The sequence below is a fragment of the Streptomyces sp. NPDC004788 genome, from assembly GCF_053601115.1.
Window position 1 is genome coordinate 108,650 of the sequence record NZ_JBSGBF010000007.1, and the last position, 17,750, is coordinate 126,399.

The following is a 17,750-nucleotide window of genomic DNA, read 5'->3' on the forward strand; positions in this document are numbered from 1 at the left end:
TGGCCGCAGTATCCCGGCCACACACCGGGATTGTCTCGATCTTGTCGCTGCTGGTGCCTATGGTGCCCCACACCGCGGACACCTCCGCGAGCGATCCCCCTTTCGAACATCTGTCACTGTGAATACGTCTCCCGGCTGGGATCGGTTCCGTCTCGAACGTCGCTCGATGGGGTGAACGCGCGTGCGGGGCGCCCCTGAAGAGGAGCACCCCGCACCGGCCGAGGTCCCTGCTCAGGCCCCGTAGTACCCGCGCAGCCGCGCCGCCGCCTCCGCGCCCGCGCCCGCCGCGTCGAGCGCGAGCAGCCCGGCGCCGAGCACCGGCGGCGCGGCCACCACACCCACGACCGCCTTCGGGGCCTTCACGGCGAGCAGTTCGGCGATCCGCGCGTCGAGGCGCGGGTGCCGGGCCGCGAGCACGCTGCCGCCCAGCATCACCGGCACCGCCTCGTCCAGCAGCCCGAGCCGCGCGAGGGCGACCGAGGCGAGCGCCACGACCTCCTCCGCCAGCCGGTCCACGAGGGACTGGGCGATCGGGTCGCCCCCGGCGCTCGTACGGAAGAGGACCGGCGTCAGCTCGTGCTTGCGCTCGACCGGGATGCGCCCCAGGTGCAGCGCCTCGATCAGCGCGTACATCGTCGGCAGCCCGAAGTGCTCCGGCAGCGTCCGCGCGAGCGCCGTCGGCTCGCCGCGCCCGTCCTCGGCGCGGGCAGCGAACCACAGCGCCTCCTCCGCCAGGCCGCCGCCACCGCCCCAGTCGCCGGAGATCTTGCCGATGGCGGGGAAGCGGGCGGTGCGGCCGTCCGGGGTCATCCCGACGCAGTTGATGCCCGCGCCGCACACCACGGCCACACCGCGCGGCTCGTCGACGCCGGCCCGCAGGATGGCGAAGGTGTCGTTGTGCACCCGTATCGAGCGGCTCCACCGCCGCGCGTACAGGGCGCGCTCCAACTCCACCTCCTCCACCGGCAGATCGGCGTTGGCGAGACATGCCGCGACCTGCGCGAACGCCACCGGCACTCCGGCCCCGGCGGCCGCCTCCCACGCCCGACCCACGATCTCCGCGACCGTGTCGACCGCCGCCTCCACCCCCACCACCGGGGGCTGGAACCCGCCGCCGCGCGCCTCGCCCAGGACCGTGCCGTCCGGGGCGAGGACCGCGACGTCGGTCTTGCTGTTCCCCGCGTCGACGGCGAGGAGCAGCCCGCCCAGGTTCACGCCCACGCCAGGTGCTCCCGGTTGTGCGCGATCAGCCGGTCGGTCAGCGCGTCCGCCTGCGCGAACTGCCCCACCAGCGGATGGGCGAGCAGCGCCCTGAACACCCGGTCCCGGCCGCCCCGCAGCGCCGCGTCCAGGGCCAGGTCCTCGTAGGCGGTGACGTGCGCGATCAGGCCGTCGTAGAGCGGGTCGAGCTCCGGCACCGGCAGCGGCACCGCGCCCTTCGGCCCGACCGCCGCCTGCACCTCGATCACGGCGTCGTCCGGCAGGAACGGCAGCGTGCCGTTGTTGTACGTGTTCACCACCTGGTACGGCGAGCCGCCGCCCGAGCCCCCGGAGCCCCCCAGCAAGGAGGCCGCGAGGTCCACCGCCGCCTCCGAGTAGAAGGCCCCGCCCCGCTTCGCCAGCAGCGCCGGCTTCTCGTCGAGCGCCGGGTCCCCGTACATCTCCAGGAGCTGCCGCTCCATCGCCGCGACCTCCGCCGCCCGCGACGGCTTGGTGCGCAGCTCCTCGACGACGGCGTCGTGCGCGTAGAAGTAGCGCAAGTAGTACGAGGGGACGACGCCGAGCCGGTCGAGGACCGCGCGCGGCAGCCGCAGGTCGGCGGCGACGGCGTCGCCGTGCTCGGCGAGCAGCCGCGGCAGCACGTCCGCGCCCTCGGGGCCCCCGAGCCGTACGCCGGTCTCCCAGGTCAGGTGGTTGAGCCCGACGTGGTCGAGGTGCACGTCCGCCGGGGCCACGTCGAGCAGCGCGGCGAACTTGCGCTGGAAGCCGATGGCCACGTTGCACAGGCCCACGGCCTTGTGGCCGGCCCGGAGCAGCGCCCGCGTGACGATGCCGACCGGGTTGGTGAAGTCGATGATCCAGGCGTTCGGGTTGGTGCGGCGGACCCGCTCGGCGATGTCGAGCACCACCGGCACCGTGCGCAGCGCCTTCGCGAGGCCGCCCGCGCCGGTCGTCTCCTGCCCGACGCAGCCGCACTCCAGCGGCCAGGTCTCGTCCTGCTCGCGGGCGGCCTGCCCGCCGACCCGCAGCTGGAGCAGGACGGCGTCGGCGCCGTCGACGCCGGCGTCCAGGTCCGAGGTGGTGACGATCCTGCCCTGGTGGCCGAGCCTGGCGAAGATCCGCCGGGCCAGGCCGCCGACCAGGTCGAGCCGCTCGGTGGCCGGGTCGACGAGGACGAGTTCGGTGACGGGCAGGGTGTCGCGCAGGCGCGCGAATCCGTCGATCAGTTCGGGGGTGTAGGTGGAGCCACCCCCCACGACAGCCAGTTTCATACGAGCAATCAGCCCTTCACTCCGGTCAGCGTGACACCCTCGACGAACGCCTTCTGCGCGAAGAAGAACACGAGGATCACGGGGGCCATGACCAGGACGGTCGCGGCCATGGTCAGATTCCAGTCGGTGTGGTGCGCGCCCTTGAAGGACTCCAGGCCGTAGCTGAGCGTCCACGCGGCCGGGTTCTCGGAGGCGTAGATCTGCGGCCCGAAGTAGTCGTTCCACGCGGCGAAGAACTGGAAGAGCGCGATCGCCGCGATCCCCGGCTTCGCCATCGGCAGCACGACCCGGAGCAGGGTGCGCAGTTCGCCGCAGCCGTCGACCCGGGCCGCGTCGAGGTACTCGTTCGGGATGGTCAGCAGGAACTGGCGCAGCAGGAAGATGGAGAACGCGTCGCCGAAGGCCATCGGGATGATCAGCGGCCACAGCGTGCCCGACAGGTCCAGCTGCTTGGCCCAGAACAGGTACATCGGAATGACCACGACCTGCGGCGGCAGCATCATCGTCGCGATGACGAGCATCAGCGCGAGCCGGCTGCCGCGGAAGCGGAACCGGGCGAGCGCGTACGCCACCGGGACGGACGACACCACGGTGAGTACGGTGCCGAGGCCCGCGTAGAGCAGGGTGTTGCGCCACCAGGTGAGGAAGCCCGGCGTGTCGAGGACGCGGACGTAGTTGTCCCACTGCCAGGTGTTCGGGGTGAGGTCGCGGGTGAGCGCCTGCTGGTCGCTCATCAGCGAGGTGAGGAGGACGAAGACGAAGGGGAGGACGAAGAAGAGCGCGGCGGCGATGCCGAGCGCGTGCACCGCGATCCAGTGCAGCAGTGCCTTGCGGCGGGCGGTGCGCGCGGCGGGGGAGGCCCCGGCCTTCCGTAGCTCCGGGCGTATCTCCGGGGCGACTTCGGCGGGGTCGAGGAGTCGGCTCATGGATTCAGTCACCTGCCTGGACGAGACCGCCGCGGCGGCGCATGAGCAGCAGGGTGAAGGCCATGGCCAGGGCGAAGAGGACGAGGGCGGTGGCGCAGGCAGCGCCGTAGTCGAAGCGCTGGAAGCCGAGGTTGTAGACGAGCTGCGGCAGGGTGAGCGTGGACTTGTCCGGGTAGCCGGGTTCGAAGGACTGTCCGGAGCCGCCGATGACGCCGGAGGCGACCTTCCCGGCGACCAGCGGCTGCGTGTAGTACTGCATCGCCTGGATGACCCCGGTGACCACGGCGAACATCACGATCGGCGAGATGTTCGGCAGCGTGACGTACCGGAACCGCTGGAACGCCGAGGCGCCGTCCAGCTCGGCGGCCTCGTACTGCTCCTTCGGTACGTCGAGCAGCGCGGCCATGAAGATGACCATGAGGTCGCCGACGCCCCACACCGCGAGCATCGTCAGCGCGGGCTTGGACCAGGCGGCGTCGTTGAACCACGCCGGGCCCGGGACGCCGACCGCTTCGAGCAGCGAGTTCACCGGCCCGGTGCCGGGGTTGAGCAGGAAGACGAAGGCGAGCGTCGCCGCGACCGGCGGGGCCAGGTAGGGCAGGTAGAAGAGGGTCCGGAAGAGCCCGGCGCCCGTCTTGATCCTGGTGACGAGCAGGCCGACGCCGAGTCCGAAGACGACCCGGCAGGCGGTCATGACCACCACCAGCCACAGGGTGTTGCGCAGCGCCGGCCAGAACAGCGGGTAGTCCCGGAAGACATACGTCCAGTTGGCCAGGCCGTTGAAGGACGGGGCGGCGAAGCCGTCGTAGTCCATGAAGGAGAAGTAGACGGTCGAGACCAGCGGGTAAGCGAAGAAGACGCCGAACCCGACCAGCCACGGCGACAGGAACGCCGCCGTGCGAAGCGCGGCGCGCCGCCGCTTCGAGCGGAGAGTGATCGTGCCTGCCATCGTGCTACTTCGCCTTGGCGATGTCGGTGTCGATCTGCGCGGCGGTCTTCCGCAGGCCGTCCTGGAGGTCGGTCACCTCGCCCTTCTCGTACTGCAGGCCGAAGTCCTGGAGGGTGTTGAGGTAGGTCGCGCCGTTGACCGCGCCCGCCGCCGTGTTGGACTTCGGGTGCGCGGCGATGTCGAGGAAGGTCTTGAAGCGCGGGTCGAACTTCAGGTTCGGCGACTTCAGCGCGTCGAAGGTGGACGGCACGTTGCGGATGCCGTTGGCGAAGGCGACGACGGCGTCGGTGTCCGTGGTCATGAACTTGACCAGTTCCCAGGCCGCGTTCTGCTTCCTGCTCTGCGGCGCGATGCCCATGATCGTGCCGGACAGGTAGCCCTTGCCGTAGTCGGCCTCCTGGCCGTCCGGCACGGGCATGGGCGCGACGCCGATGTCGAACGGCACCTTGGCGTCGGTCGCCATGCCGAGCCGCCACTCGCCGTCGAGCTGCATGGCGACCTGCCCGGTCTGGAAGGGGTGCTTGGCGCCCCACTCGTCGCCGAAGGACGTCCGGAACTTCTCCAGCTTCTCGTAGCCGCCGAGCTCGTCGACCATCTTCTTCTGCGTGGTCATCATCGCGGCGATGCCGGGGTCGGTGCCGACGGTCGACTTCCCGTTCGCGTCGAAGTAGGCGGGGCCCCAGCTGCCCAGGTAGTGCTCGGTCGTGGTCTCGTAGCCGTGGTAGTTCGGCAGGAAGCCGAGCTGCTCGAAGCCGTCGCCCTTGGGCTTGGTGAGCCGCTTCGCGTCGGCGAGCAGCTCCGACCAGGTCCTCGGGGGCTTCTCGGGGTCGAGACCGGCGGCCTTGAAAGCGGTCTTGTTGTAGTAGAGCCCGTACGCGTCCGTCAGCAGCGGCATGGCACAGCGCCTGCCCTCGAACTGGGTGTAGTCGAGCAGCGTCTTCGGGATCGTCTTCTCCAGGTCCAGCTTCGACTTCTCGATGAAGGGCTTCAGGTCGGCGAAGGCGCCCGACGAGCAGAACTTGCCCACGTTGGACGTGGTGAAGGACGACACCACGTCCGGGCCCTTCGAACCGCCGGTGCGCAGCGCCTGGTTGAGCTTGTCGTCGTTGATGCCGCCGACGACGTCGACCTTGATGTTCGGGTGCGCCTTCTCGAAGCGCTCGATGTTGTCGTTGATCGCCTTCACCTCGGACGGCGCCGACCAGCCGTGCCAGAAGGTGATCGTCACCTGGGCGTTCGGGTCGTCGGTGGCGGCGTTGTTCGCGGAGCCCGTACAGGCCGAGGCGAACAGGGCTATGGAGGAGGTGGCGGCGAGTACGGCGGCGAGCCGGCGTGGACGGGGGCGGGGGCGTGCGGGCATGGCGGGTTCTCCCTGGACGGGCGGGACGAGGGGACGGTGCTTACCGAGAGGTGTCGAAGACCTCGTCGCGGGTGGCGGCGAGGGCGGATTCGAGGGCCCCGCGCAGGACGGGGTGCCGCTCGACGGCGGCGAGGACGAGCCGCGGCCGCGCGGCCGCGAGATCGGCGAGCTGGGCCTGGACACGGGCGCGCAGCGGCTCCCCGCCGGGGCTGATCGCCGCGCCGGACAGCACGATCAGCTCCGGGTCGAGTACGGCGACGAGCGCGGCGAGTCCGGTGGCGAGGCGCTCGGCGTAGACGTCGAGGAGCCGGGCGTGACGCTCGTCCTCGGCGTGGTGCGCGGCGGCGTGCGCGAGCAGCCCGGCCGCGGTCTCCACGTACGGCTGCTCGCGGGTCTCGATCCCGCACGCCCTGGCGATCCGCGGGATGGCCTGCACGCCCGCCAGCTCCTGGAAGCCGCCGGAGTTCGCCTTCGCCACGTGCCGCACGAGCGGCGTCCCGGGCACCGGCAGGAACCCGACCTCACCGGCGCCGCCGGTGAACCCGCGGTGCAGCCGGCCGCCGAGGACCAGGGCCGCGCCGAGTCCGGTCTCGTTCCACAACAGCACGAAGTTCTCGTGGTCGCGCGCCGCGCCGAGCCGCTGCTCCGCGATCGCGACCAGGTTGACGTCGTTCTCGTACTCGAACGGCATCGGCAGCGCGACCGCCAGCTCGTCGAGCAGCGTGGGCGAGTGCCAGCCCGGCAGGTGCGAGGCGTACCGCAGCCGCCCGGTCGCCGGATCGAACGCGCCGGGCGTCCCGATCACCAGCCGCTGTACGTCCCCGAGCCCGAGCCCGGCCTCCTTGACGGCCCCGTCGAGCGCCGCCGCCACCTGCCGCACGACGCCGCCCTCGGCGCCGGCCCGCCCGGGCGTCGCCACCCGGAACTCCCCGACGACCTGCCCGGTGACATCGGCGACGGCGGCATGGATCCGCTCCGGCGTCACGTCCATCCCGGCGGCGTACGCGGCCCCCGGATTCACCCCGTAGAGCTGGGCGTTGGGCCCCGGCCGCCCTTCGGTGGTCCCCGTGACGACGACGAGCCCGGCGGCTTCGAGCCGGGCGAGGAGCTGGGAGGCGGTGGGCTTGGACAGCCCGGTCAGCTTGCCGATGCGGGTGCGGGAGAGCGGCCCGTGGGCCAGCAGCAGTTCGAGCGCGGCCCGGTCGTTCATGGCCCGCAGCACGCGGGGGGTGCCGGGGGTGCCGGGGGTTCCGGGGGTGCCCGGGGTTCCGGTGGGAGTACCGGCCATGACGCTCCACCTGTCTGCCTGCGCGGACTGCGACTGCACTGTTAGGAAAGTTTCCTATTGGTTTGGGAGGAAGGTAAGGCGGACGTCAGCGGGTCGTCAATACCCCGTTCAGGTGCCGACCGGGTCGGCGGACGGGGCCCGTCGCGCTCCGCGCGGGCCCCGTCCGCTCATCCGCAGCTCCCGGCCGGGAACTCCTTGATCGTCATCTTGGGTGGGCTGTGAGGGTGGTTCCGGATCTCCACCACGCAGTCGACGGCCGCCGATTCGTCGTGCTGCGGCCCCGTGCGCATGTAGTGGTCGAACCACTGGACGAGCGCGGCGCAGGACGGGCAGTCCGGGGCCGGTTCGGGACGGGGGCGGAGACCGTGATGCGTTTCCGCTCGTCCTCTGTGGGCGGACGTACGTGCGCCGGCTCGGCGGTCCACTCGACGTGCGCAGTGCGGATCGCGTATTCGGCATGGAGGGAACCGCTGACACGTTCGAACGGCAGTGGCGAGAGATCCGGCATGGAGCACTGCTGGAGGGCTTCCCCGAGTTCGTGGGGTACGAGGGGCGTGCGGCGGAGATCCGGCTGTACGAAGTCGGCGTCATCCCCGGTCAGCTTCAGACTCCCGAGTACGCGGCCGCCATTGCCGATAGCGCCGTCAGACGCGGAGCGTCCACACCCGAGCAGGCGGCTGAGCGAGTGTCCCTCGTAGCAGAACGGCAGGCGGCGTTCCTTCGGACGCCTCCGCCTCTGATCTTCGTGGTGCTGGACGAGAGTTGCATCCGGCGGCCCATCGGCGGGCCCGGTGTGATGGACGCCCAGTTCGACCGGCTCATCGAGTTCGCCGAGCAGCCGAACACGGTGCTCCAAGTGGCCCCGTTCGCCATGGGGGACCGACGGCCGTTCAGCCTGCCCATCGTGGTGCTGACGCTGCCGGACCGCTCGCTCATGTCGTACGCGGAGTCCTCGCAGCGGGGGCACCTTGAGCGCGATACCACTGCGGTTGTCCCCACCCTGACGGCCTACCATCAACTCCAGGCCGAAGCCCCTTCGCAGGCGGCATCCGTGGCCATGATTGAGCAGGCACGAAAGGGCATGTGGTGACGACCGAATCCCCCCGTTGGTTCACGTCTTCCTACAGCGAAAACGGCGGCAACTGCGTCCAGGTCGCCGCCAACCTCGCCGCCTCGCGCGGCCTCGTCCCCGTCCGCGACTCCAAGAACCCGACCGGCCCGGTCCTCGACCTCTCCGCCGCCGCGTTCTCCTCGTTCGTCGCGAGCGTCAAGGGCGGCCGGCTCGGCCGTTGACCGGCACCCCCGGTGCGGTTGTACGAGACGGAGGGCGTCCGGCGTCGCGGCGTACGAGGCGGTCGGGGCGGGCGTTGCCTGCGTCGGCAACGTGCGGCCGCCCTCTTTCCGAGTGTGGCCCCCTCCGCCACCGCGTCAAGGGCGCTCCTTCGTCGCGTCGCAAGCGATGGGCTTCGCCCACCCTTGACCCGGTGGCTCCGGCGGCCTTTTCACACTCGGAGGGCGGCCGGGGGGCGGGGCCGCGCGGGGGTCCGGGTATCGCTCCCGCCGTCGCCGGGCTGTCGGGCCGGTGGTGGGTGGGCTTCGGGTATCGCTCCTGCTTGAGGGTTCGTGCTGCCCGGTGGGTGGGGGCTGGGTTTGTGGCCGGGGCGGGTGGGTGCGTATCCGCCGTCCCGGGGTGCGCGGACGTGGAATGGGGTGCCCATTCCCGGCTCAGCGGCTGGCTGCTGCCGTCTGGTTGGGGTTCATGCCCCGCTGGTCATTCGCGGTGGGGGGAGGGGCGACGAACCCTAACCGCGCCATGAACCGTCTCGGGAGTCACAGACGTCCCCTTCCGCCCCACCGGGGGCGGTGATTCGGGAGTGTGGCGTACTTAGGGCTGCTCGAACCCAGCCGTCGCGAGCCCTTTCTCCGCCATGAACCTGCGGCGGGGCCGTTCTGGCGGGGCTGGGGGCGATGCCGTGGCGGACTGCGGTGGTTGATGGCGGAGTTAGGGTTCGCCTCACCACCCACTCGGAGTGACCAGCGGGGCATGAGGCCCGGCCGGAGAGTGACGGGGAGCCGCTGAGCCGGGATCGGGCACCCCATTCCACTGCCGCGCACCCCGCGGCGGCGGAGACGGAATCACCGACCCCGCCACTGACCGAGCCCCACCCCACCGGCCTGGAAGACAACTCCCTTCGGGAGCGATACCCGAAGCCCACCCACCACCGGCCCGCCGGCCCGCCTACGGCGGCAGCGATACCCGAACCGCCCCGCCGGCCCCGCCCCCGGCCGCCCTCCGAGTGTGAAAAGGCCGCCGGAGCCGGGCGGTCAAGGGTGGGCGAAGCCCATCGCGCAGCGACGCGACGAAGGAGCGCCCTTGAGGGGCCGGCGGAGGGGGCCACACTCGGAGTGAGGGCGGCCGCACGTTGCCGAGAAACGCAACGCCCGCCCCGCGAGCCTGGTACGACGCGGGGCGCCCCTTCGTCGTACGGCACCCGGGCCGGCCCGGGTCACTTGCCCGTCTTGCTCAGCATCCGCTCCGCCCGGCGGGCCTCCAGGCGGGCCACCGCCTCCGGATTGCGTTGCTGCCAGAAGATCCAGCTGACCCAGGCGAGGACGGGGACCGTGAAGAGCACCGGGAAGGTCCAGCTTCCCGTGGTCAGCTTGTGGTGCAGGGCCAGCACGAAGGTGCCGATCACCGGGGTCGCGTACAGCCGCAGGGCCAGCTTGATTCTCGGGGACATGGGGCGGACCCTACGGCCACATGGGACCGGGCGGTACCGGAATTCGCTACTTGCCCAGGTCCGCCTTCGGCAGCGGCGTCGCCGCCGCCGACTGCGGCGACGACGGGGAGGCGAAGACGGACGGGGCCGACATGGCGGCCGTGGGGTCGGCCTTCGGGGCGGCTTCCGGGGTCGGCTGGGGCGGGAGGCCGCCGACGATGCGGATGCCGGCCGCGTCGAGGGCGCGCTTGATGCGCCAGCGCAGTTCGCGTTCGACGCCGAGCTTCTTGCCGGGCATGGTCTTCGCGGAGACGCGGACGGTCATGGAGTCGAGGAGGACCTCCGTGAGGCCGAGGACCTCGATCGGGCCCCACAGGCGCTCGTTCCAGGGCTCGTCCTTGGACATGAGGTCCGCGGCCTCGGCGATCACCGCGCGCACCTGGTCCAGGTCCTCGGTCGGGCGGACGGTGATGTCGACGCCGGCCGTGGCCCAGCCCTGGCTGAGGTTGCCGATGCGCTTGATCTCGCCGTTGCGGACGTACCAGATCTCGCCGTCGACGCCACGCAGCTTCGTGACCCGGAGTCCCACCTCGACGACCTCGCCGGAGGCGACGCCCGCGTCGATGGAGTCGCCGACGCCGTACTGGTCCTCCAGGATCATGAAGACGCCGGAGAGGAAGTCCGTGACGAGGTTGCGGGCGCCGAAGCCGATGGCGACACCGGCGACACCGGCCGAGGCGAGGAGCGGCGCCAGGTCGATCTTGAAGGCGCCGAGCACCATCAGGCCGGCCGTGCCGAGGATGAGGAAGGAGGCGACGGACCGCAGCACGGAGCCGATCGCCTCCGAGCGCTGGCGGCGGCGCTCCGCGTTGACGAGGAGGCCGCCGAGGGCCGTGCCCTCGACCGCCTGGGCCGACCGGTTCATGCGGTCTATCAGCTTGGTGAGCGCCTTGCGGACCAGCATCCGCAGGGTGAACGCCACGACCAGGATGAGGACGATCTTCAGGCCGGTGTTCAGCCAGGTGGACCAGTTCTGCTCGACCCAGCCCGCGGCGTCCGTCGCCCGCTCGGCCGCTTCGTCAAGGGTCACCGGTACTTGCGTCGGATCGTCGGCGGCCAGCAGGGCGGCGGACCAGGACACGGCGGGCACGGGGGACCTCCAGGCAGGTGTTCGCAATCCATCCACACTAGCGGGGGACGCGCGGTGCCCCCGGCGCCTCGGCGCACATGTGCAAGAGGGAAGACGGGCCACGGCCGGGGAAGACTCCCGTGAGCGCGCCGATGTGGTCGAGAACACCTCAGGGGCATTACCCGCACGTGGTGGCGCACCGGCCCGGCATGAGGAGAGACTGGTTGCAGTTTCGTCCCGGCGCGAGCCACGCGCCGCCGGCGTCATAGGAGGCATCCGTGCCGCATGTCCTGGTCCTCAACGCGTCGTACGAGCCACTCGGCGTCGTACCGCTCCGCCGCGCGCTCGTCCTCGTCCTCGAGAACAAGGCCCTCTGCCTGGAGGAGTCCGGCGCCTTCCTGCACAGCGAGAGCCGTGTCGTCGCCGCGCCCAGTGTGGTGCGGCTGAAGCGGTTCGTGCGGGTCCCCTACCGGGGGCCCGTTCCCTTGACCCGCAGAGCCCTGTTCGCCCGCGACGGCGGGCGCTGCGTGTACTGCGGTGGCGTCGCAACCAGCGTCGACCACGTCGTGCCACGCAGCCGCGGGGGGACGCACGCCTGGGACAACGTGGTGGCGGCCTGCCGCCGCTGCAACCACGTCAAGGCCGACCGGCACCTGCGCGAGCTGGGCTGGCGGCTCCATCACCAACCCGCCCCGCCGACCGGACTGGCCTGGCGGATCATCGGCACCGGCCATCGCGACCCGCGCTGGCTGCCCTACCTCCAGCCGTACGGCGCGGACGACGTCCTGGCCCGGATCGACTCGGTCGCCACCGTTCCTCAGGGGAAGACTCCCCGGGGGGCCGTGACGACGGGTTGAGCCGGGCCTTCGACGTTCGGAGGCTACGAGGGGTCGGGCTCCGCGCCCGGCTCCTCCGCCGTCTGCTCCGGCACCGGCGCCTCCTCCACCGCGTACGCCTCCACCGCCCACAGCGAGTAGCCGTACTCCGAGCCGCGCGCGTCCCCCTGCACCCGCAGGAAACGCGTGTCCGGCGCGTCCATCCGGACCGACTCCACCCCGCCCCGGCCGTCCCGGACCGTCGCCGCCGTGCGCCAGACGCGGCCGTCGGCGGAGACCTGGATCCGGTAGCGGGAGGCGAACGCGTCCTGCCAGTGCAGCACCACGCGGCCCACCCGGGCCGGCTCCGCCAGCTCCATCTGCCACCAGGCGCCGTCCTCCGCGGGCGAGGACCAGCGGGTCGCCGGGTCGCCGTCCAGGGCGTACGCGGCGGGGAAGTCGGGCGTCTCGTCGCCGGAGGACGAGGCCGTGGCCGTACGGGCCAGGTCCGGGCCGCCGGTACGCGGGAAGGCCCGCACGGTCAGGACCCGCTCCTCGCCCTCGAACGACACGGGCACGGCGTACGAACCGGACGGCACGTCCGCCGCGACCGACACCTCCAGGGGGACGACCGACTTCGAGCCGCGGAGCACCGTGGCCTCCTTGGGCAGGCGGACCGTGATGCCCTTCGGCGGGCGGGCGGCGAGCGGCCCGCGCACCTCGCCCGCGCTGCGCCCCACCAGGGTCACGTCCACCCGCTGCGCGGGGCCGCCGATCTCGGCGTCCGTCTCGGTGCGGGCCAGTTCGAGGCCGGCGCGCGGCTCGTCGGCGAACCACGGCACCAGCGAGCGCACCCGCCCCGGCGCGCCGTCCCAGACGACGCGCAGCGCGTCCGCCCGCAGGCCCTTCAGATCGGCCTGGGTCCAGCCGGAGGCGGTGAGCGGGCCGATCCGGCGCCAGCCCTCGCCCGGTACGTACGCCTCCACGAAGCCGACCGGCCCGCCGCCCGCCGCGGAACCCGGGTCGGTCATCACCGTCAGGGCCGTCAGCGGCCGCGAGCGGTCGAGCCGGACGGTGTACGAGCCGTCCGGCGCCGCCGCCTCCGGCTTCACATCGGGGCGGCGCTGCCGGTCCGCGCCCGTCCAGGCCGCCGACTCGGCCGCCGCGCGGGCGAGGAAGGCGTCCAGGACGCCCTTGCCGACGGTCACCTGACTGCCCGGCTGCCCCGGCCGCAGCTCGGCGCGCCGCCGCTCCAGCTCCAGCTGGGCCCGCCACGCCCCGGCGCCGTCGCCGCGCGCCTGGGCGAGCAGCATGTCGACGGCCGTCTCGCCCGCCGCGCCGTACCGGGCGAGCCGGTCGAGCCACGGCCCGGCCTCGGTGCCGAGCGCGCCGTCCGCCGTGCCCTTGAGGCGTGCGGGCGCCTGACGCATCACGGTGAACGCGGCCCGCAGTTCGCGCGCCGCCTTCTCCCGTACGGCCGGGTCGGGACTCGTGCGCGCCGCCCAGAAGGCGGCCGTCAGCGGTTTCAGGTACTCCGACTCGCTGTTCGGGGCGAGGATCGAGCTCGCGCCGTTCCCGACGAGCGCCCGCAGCGCCTCGCGGGCGGCCGGGTCGGGGCCGGCCAGCTCGTCGACGGCGGCGCGCCAGGACGCGTCGGGCCGGTAGCCCTTCGGGTTCCAGGCGAAGTCGGCGGTGGTGAAGAGGGCGACGCGGGAGGCGGCGGCCTGCTCCATGGCGGTGGCGAGGAAGCCGGCGGAGCCGACGGCCGCGGCCGGCTCGCGGCCGGTGGTGGGGCCGAGGAAGAGCCGGTCCTGGGCGTAGTCGTTGACCGGGTAGTTGTCCATGGTGACCAGCGGGTGGCGCAGCGCGCCCTTCGCCCCGGCCAGTTCGCCGCCGGTGATGGTGCGCGGCACCACGCCGACGCCCGTCCACGCCACCTCCACGCGCGGGTCGAGCGCGTCGGCGAGCGCCGTGCGGTAGTCGGTGGCGCCGTCCTGGTAGTACTCGGTCGGCACCAGCGACAGCGGCGGCGCGGCGCCCGGGTACGTGACCCTCAGGTGCGCGGCGACCGCGTTGGCCACGTGCGCGTGCGCGCGGGCGGCGGCGCCGGGGCCGCTGCCGAAGGCGTCGGCGTCGTCGTCGCAGGACCATTCGCTGTAGCTGACGTCCTGGAACTGCAGCTGGAAGGCTCGCACTCCGAGCGCCCACATCGCGTCGATCTTGTCGTTCAGCGCGGCCACGTCCGCGTCCGAGGACAGGCACATGGCCTGCGCGGGCGCCACGGCCCAGGCGAGCGTGACGTGGTTGGCCTCGGCTCGCGCGGACAGCTCCCGGAAGGCGGCCCGTTCGGCGGCCGGGTAGGGCTCGCGCCACAGCGCCCGGCGGTACGGGTCGTCACCGGGGGCGTAGAGGTAGCGGTTCTGCTTGGTGCGGCCCATGAAGTCGATCTGGGCGAGCCGTTCGGCGGGCGACCAGGGGCGCCCGTAGAAGCCCTCGGTGAGGCCGCGGACGGCGGTGGCTGGCCAGTCGCGCACGACGACGCCGGGCAGGGTGCCGCGGGGCGCGGGGCCGAGGAGCTGACGGAGCGTCTGCACGGCGTGGAAGAGGCCGTCGCCGCCGCCGCCGTCGAGCGCGACCGTGTCCCGGCCCTGGAGGCGGCCGGTCGCGAGCCGGTAGCCGCCGGACGGCAGGTCGCCCCGCTCGGGCGCCTTCAGGGCCCGCAGCGCCGCCTGCGTCTCGGCGGTGCCGCCCATCCGGATCACCGCGCCGCGCCCCGGCAGCGCCTCGTGCACGGTCCGCACCCCGGCCGCCCGCAGCAGCTCGCGCAGCGCGCCGACCGCGTACGGATCGGCGTCCGGGGCCGCGAGCAGGGTGACCTCGGTGCCGAGCGTGACGCCGGGGCCGCCGGTGGCGGTCAGCGCTTGGGGCCGGGGCCAGACCGCGGGGGTGGCGTCGGCGCCGGGCTGGTCGGCGGCGGGCTGGTCGGGGACGGTGGCGGGGGAGGGGGCGCCCGGGGCCGCGTACGCGCCGCCCGGTACGACACCGCCGAGGAGCCCGCCGATCACCGCGACCGCCACGGCCGTCGCGGTCCGCTTCCCGCGTCCGGCACGTCCGGTCCCGCCTCCGAGGTGCACGCGCGACTCCCTTCACCCTTGAACGGTTGTGCCCCCTTGGGTCACAAGTGGATTACGAGCCCACCACTCGATCCGACGGAGTGTCAATGCGCGTGGTCGAACTGTCCGCATTGCCCGGTGGCCTTTCGGCGAGCTGGCACCGTTTCGCCGAATTCCGCCGGTAAAACGGGGAGCGGTGGGTAGGGCTCCTCCTGCTGCCCCCGCGGCATACCGCACCTGTCGAGACGAACCCGGAGACCCCGTGACCGCCACCGACCACGAGACCGACCACATCCGCGGCACCCGCGGCAAACGGATAGGGATCCCGCGGCAGGGCACCCCGCTCACCAGCGAACCGCCCCTCGCCGACACCGCGCCCCTCACCAGCGAACCGCCGCTCATCGAGGCGGCCCCCCTCACCAGCGAACCCACCGCCCGCGCCACCGCGGGCGGTTCGGAGTCCCCCGGAGTGTGACGTGACCCTGGCCCGTCTCGCCGCCCTGCACGGAGTCGCCACCGAGTACGCCCCCTCGGCGGGCGTCACGGTCACCGTGCCCGAGGCCACCGTGGTGGCCGTCCTGCGCGCCCTGGACGTCGACGCGTCCACCCCGGCGGCGGTCGCCGCGGCCCTCGGCGCGGCGGAACGGGCCGGCCGCGAGCGGCTGCTGCCGCCCACCCTGGTCCGGTGGCGGGGCGAGGAGCCCCCGGGCCCGCCCGAGGGCGAGGAGCCCCCGGGCCCGCCCGGCGGCCTGCCGCCCGGCACCCGGATCACCGTCACCACCGAGGACGGGCGGACCCTCACCGTGCCGTGCAGACCCGGCCAGCCCGAGCTGCCCCCGGACCTGCCCCTGGGCGTGCACCGGCTCGTCGCCGAGGCCCCCGACGGCCGCCGCTCCACCAGCACCCTCGTCGTGGCGCCCGCCCGCGCCCCCCAGCCGCCGGCCCGCGTCCACGGCCTGCTGGTCCAGCTCTACTCCCTGCTCTCCGCCCGCTCCTGGGGCATGGGCGACCTCGGCGACCTGCGGGAGCTCGCCGACTGGGCCGGCCGCACCCACGGCACAGGATTCGTGCAGGTCAACCCCTTGCACGCGGCCGTGCCCGGCGCGCCGAGCGACCCCTCCCCGTACCGCCCGTCCTCGCGCCGCTTCCCCGATCCGGTGCATCTGCGGATCGAGGACCTGCCCGAGTACGCGTACGTCGACCCGGCCCGCCAGGGCGAGCTCGACCGGATCCTCGGCGACGCCGCCGAGCAGCGCGAACGGGTCCTCCGCAAGGGCGCCCTGATCGACCGGGACGCCGTCTGGGACGCCAAGCGGCGTGCCCTGGAGCTGATCCACACCGTGGAGCTCGGCCCCGGCCGCCGGGCCGCCTACCGCGACTTCCTCGCCGAGCGCGGCCGCGCCCTGGAGGACCACGCCACCTACCAGGCGCTCGCCGAGCGGCACGGCCACCAGTGGCGCCGCTGGCCCGAGGAGCTGCGCAGTCCCCGCACCGCCGAGGCCGTCGTACGGGCCGACGCCGAGCTCGCCGAACGGGTCGACTTCCACTGCCGGCTCGCCTGGCTGACGGACGGCCAGCTCGCCGACGCGGCACGCACCGCGCGCGCGGCCGGGATGCCGGTCGGGATCGTCCACGACCTGGCCGTCGGCGTGCACCCGGACGGCTCCGACGCCTGGGCGCAGCAGCACGTCTTCGCCGCCGGCATGTCCGTCGGCGCCCCGCCCGACGCGTTCAACGCCCGTGGCCAGGACTGGGGCCTGCCGCCCTGGCGCCCCGACGCGCTCGCCGCCGAGGGCTACGCCCCGTACCGCGGACTGCTCCGCGAACTCCTGCGGCACGCGGGCGCGCTGCGCATCGACCACGTGATGGGCCTGTTCCGGCTGTGGTGGGTGCCGGAGGGCCTGGAGCCGACCGAGGGCACGTACGTCCGGTACGACTCCGAGGCCATGCTCGCGCTCCTCGTCCTGGAGGCCCACCGGGCCGGGGCGGCGGTCGTCGGCGAGGACCTGGGCACCGTCGAGCCGGGTGTGCGGGAGGTGCTCGCGCGGCGCGGGGTGTTCGGCACGTCGGTGCTGTGGTTCGAGCGCGACTGGACGGGCGGCGGGCGGCCGCTGGCGCCGGAGGAGTGGCGGGCTGGCTGCGTGGCCACCGCGACCACCCACGACCTGCCGTCCACCGCGGCGCGGCTCACCGGCGACCACGTGACGCTCCGCCACCGGCTCGGGCTGCTCACGGGCGACCTGGAGCGGGAGCGCGGCCGGGACGGCGCCGAGACCGCCGAGTGGCTGGCCGTGCTGCAACGGCTCGGGTTCCTCCCCGAGGGACCGGGCGACGAGGCCGCCGAGGTCCGCGCCTTCCACCGCTTCCTGGCCGCCACCCCGGCCCGGATGGTCGGCGTGTGGCTGCCGGACGCGGTGGGCGACCGCCGGCCGCAGAACCTGCCGGGCACCTGGGACCAGTACCCCAACTGGCGGCTGCCGGTCGCCGGCCCCGACGGACAGCCCGTCACCCTGGAGCAACTGGCCGCCTCGCCACGCGCCCACGACCTGCTGCGGACGGTCGCGGAGCGGGTCGCGGAGGAGGGCGGAGGGGGCGTGCGCGCCCGTACGGCACCCCCGGGCGCGCGCTCCGTTTAGGTGTTCGCTACTTTTGCACCGTGGACAAGAAGAACGCCCTGCGCGCCGGCGCCGTCGCGGCCGGTACGACGCTGATGATGCTGCTCATGTCGTCCCCCGCGCTCGCGCTGACCCGCGACGACGGTGACGACCCGGCCCCGGGGCTGAGTGTCGCCCAGACCCTCGGCCTGTACGTGGGTCTGCCGATCCTGCTGTTCCTGGTCATCGCCGGTCTGGTGATGGTGCTCGACAGGTCCAAGAAGAAGGCCTGAGCCCGCGGGCTCGCGCCTCACTCATACGTCGACGAGGGCGCCGCGCGGTACGTGGGGTCCGCGCGGCGGCC

15 protein-coding genes are annotated in these 17,750 nt (G+C 73.3%); 6 read left to right on the top strand and 9 right to left on the bottom strand.

The window, feature by feature from the left end; genetic code table 11:
• Positions 1-231 precede the first annotated feature (231 nt).
• Genes ACWEJX_RS06175 through ACWEJX_RS06200 form a run of 6 tightly spaced genes read right to left on the bottom strand, consistent with a single transcriptional unit; the run spans position 232 to position 7,015 of the window.
• Positions 232-1,221 (bottom strand): N-acetylglucosamine kinase, encoded by a 990-nt coding sequence (locus ACWEJX_RS06175; RefSeq protein ID WP_451606337.1) that lies wholly within the window; start codon positions 1,219-1,221, stop codon positions 232-234.
• Complete coding sequence (locus ACWEJX_RS06180; protein ID WP_451606338.1) at positions 1,212-2,492, bottom strand: 6-phospho-beta-glucosidase; 1,281 nt, start codon at positions 2,490-2,492, stop codon at positions 1,212-1,214. Before ACWEJX_RS06180 ends, ACWEJX_RS06175 begins: the two co-directional genes overlap by 10 nt.
• A gap of 8 nt (positions 2,493-2,500) precedes the next feature.
• Positions 2,501-3,418 carry a carbohydrate ABC transporter permease gene (locus ACWEJX_RS06185; RefSeq protein WP_451606339.1) on the bottom strand — a complete coding sequence of 306 codons (918 nt, stop codon included), beginning with the start codon at positions 3,416-3,418 and terminating at the stop codon, positions 2,501-2,503.
• Between the two features lie 4 nt (positions 3,419-3,422).
• Entirely contained in the window at positions 3,423-4,367 is a 945-nt protein-coding gene (locus tag ACWEJX_RS06190) for a carbohydrate ABC transporter permease (RefSeq protein WP_451606340.1), read from the bottom strand.
• 4 nt (positions 4,368-4,371) lie between these two features.
• Positions 4,372-5,727, bottom strand: coding sequence for an ABC transporter substrate-binding protein (locus ACWEJX_RS06195; RefSeq protein ID WP_451606341.1), 1,356 nt, complete (start codon positions 5,725-5,727; stop codon positions 4,372-4,374).
• Positions 5,728-5,767: 40 nt separating this feature from the next.
• On the bottom strand, positions 5,768-7,015 hold the full coding sequence (locus ACWEJX_RS06200; RefSeq protein WP_451606342.1) for an ROK family transcriptional regulator: 1,248 nt from the start codon (positions 7,013-7,015) through the stop codon (positions 5,768-5,770).
• 403 nt (positions 7,016-7,418) lie between these two features.
• Here ACWEJX_RS06200 and ACWEJX_RS06205 point away from each other — a divergent pair, with 403 nt between their 5' ends.
• Together ACWEJX_RS06205 and ACWEJX_RS06210 are read left to right on the top strand one after the other, a co-directional pair.
• The gene (locus ACWEJX_RS06205) at positions 7,419-8,105 is read left to right on the top strand and encodes a DUF5753 domain-containing protein (protein ID WP_451606343.1); all 687 of its coding nucleotides are present in this window, start codon (positions 7,419-7,421) and stop codon (positions 8,103-8,105) included.
• Positions 8,102-8,308 (top strand): DUF397 domain-containing protein, encoded by a 207-nt coding sequence (locus ACWEJX_RS06210; RefSeq protein ID WP_451606344.1) that lies wholly within the window; start codon positions 8,102-8,104, stop codon positions 8,306-8,308. The genes ACWEJX_RS06205 and ACWEJX_RS06210 overlap by 4 nt, the downstream gene beginning before the upstream one ends.
• 1,214 nt (positions 8,309-9,522) lie before the next feature.
• Here the strand turns inward: ACWEJX_RS06210 and ACWEJX_RS06215 are convergent.
• Together ACWEJX_RS06215 and ACWEJX_RS06220 are read right to left on the bottom strand one after the other, a co-directional pair.
• A complete protein-coding gene (locus ACWEJX_RS06215; protein ID WP_451606345.1) occupies positions 9,523-9,756 on the bottom strand; it encodes a hypothetical protein in 234 nt (77 codons plus the stop codon).
• Positions 9,757-9,802: 46 nt separating this feature from the next.
• Positions 9,803-10,876, bottom strand: a complete 1,074-nt coding sequence (locus ACWEJX_RS06220; protein WP_451606355.1) for a mechanosensitive ion channel family protein — start codon at positions 10,874-10,876, stop codon at positions 9,803-9,805.
• A 266-nt stretch (positions 10,877-11,142) separates the two neighbouring features.
• Here ACWEJX_RS06220 and ACWEJX_RS06225 point away from each other — a divergent pair, with 266 nt between their 5' ends.
• The gene (locus ACWEJX_RS06225) at positions 11,143-11,721 is read left to right on the top strand and encodes an HNH endonuclease (protein WP_451606346.1); all 579 of its coding nucleotides are present in this window, start codon (positions 11,143-11,145) and stop codon (positions 11,719-11,721) included.
• A gap of 23 nt (positions 11,722-11,744) precedes the next feature.
• Here the strand turns inward: ACWEJX_RS06225 and ACWEJX_RS06230 are convergent, their stop codons facing one another.
• Positions 11,745-14,813 carry a beta-N-acetylglucosaminidase domain-containing protein gene (locus ACWEJX_RS06230; RefSeq protein ID WP_451606347.1) on the bottom strand — a complete coding sequence of 1,023 codons (3,069 nt, stop codon included), beginning with the start codon at positions 14,811-14,813 and terminating at the stop codon, positions 11,745-11,747.
• 241 nt (positions 14,814-15,054) lie between these two features.
• Between ACWEJX_RS06230 and ACWEJX_RS06235 the strand changes: the two genes are divergently transcribed.
• Genes ACWEJX_RS06235 through ACWEJX_RS06245 form a run of 3 tightly spaced genes read left to right on the top strand, consistent with a single transcriptional unit; the run spans position 15,055 to position 17,679 of the window.
• Entirely contained in the window at positions 15,055-15,267 is a 213-nt protein-coding gene (locus tag ACWEJX_RS06235; protein WP_451606356.1) for a hypothetical protein, read from the top strand.
• A gap of 1 nt (position 15,268) precedes the next feature.
• Positions 15,269-17,428, top strand: coding sequence for a 4-alpha-glucanotransferase (malQ, locus tag ACWEJX_RS06240; RefSeq protein ID WP_451606348.1), 2,160 nt, complete (start codon positions 15,269-15,271; stop codon positions 17,426-17,428).
• Between the two features lie 20 nt (positions 17,429-17,448).
• Positions 17,449-17,679, top strand: coding sequence for a hypothetical protein (locus ACWEJX_RS06245; protein WP_451606349.1), 231 nt, complete (start codon positions 17,449-17,451; stop codon positions 17,677-17,679).
• Positions 17,680-17,750 lie beyond the last annotated feature (71 nt).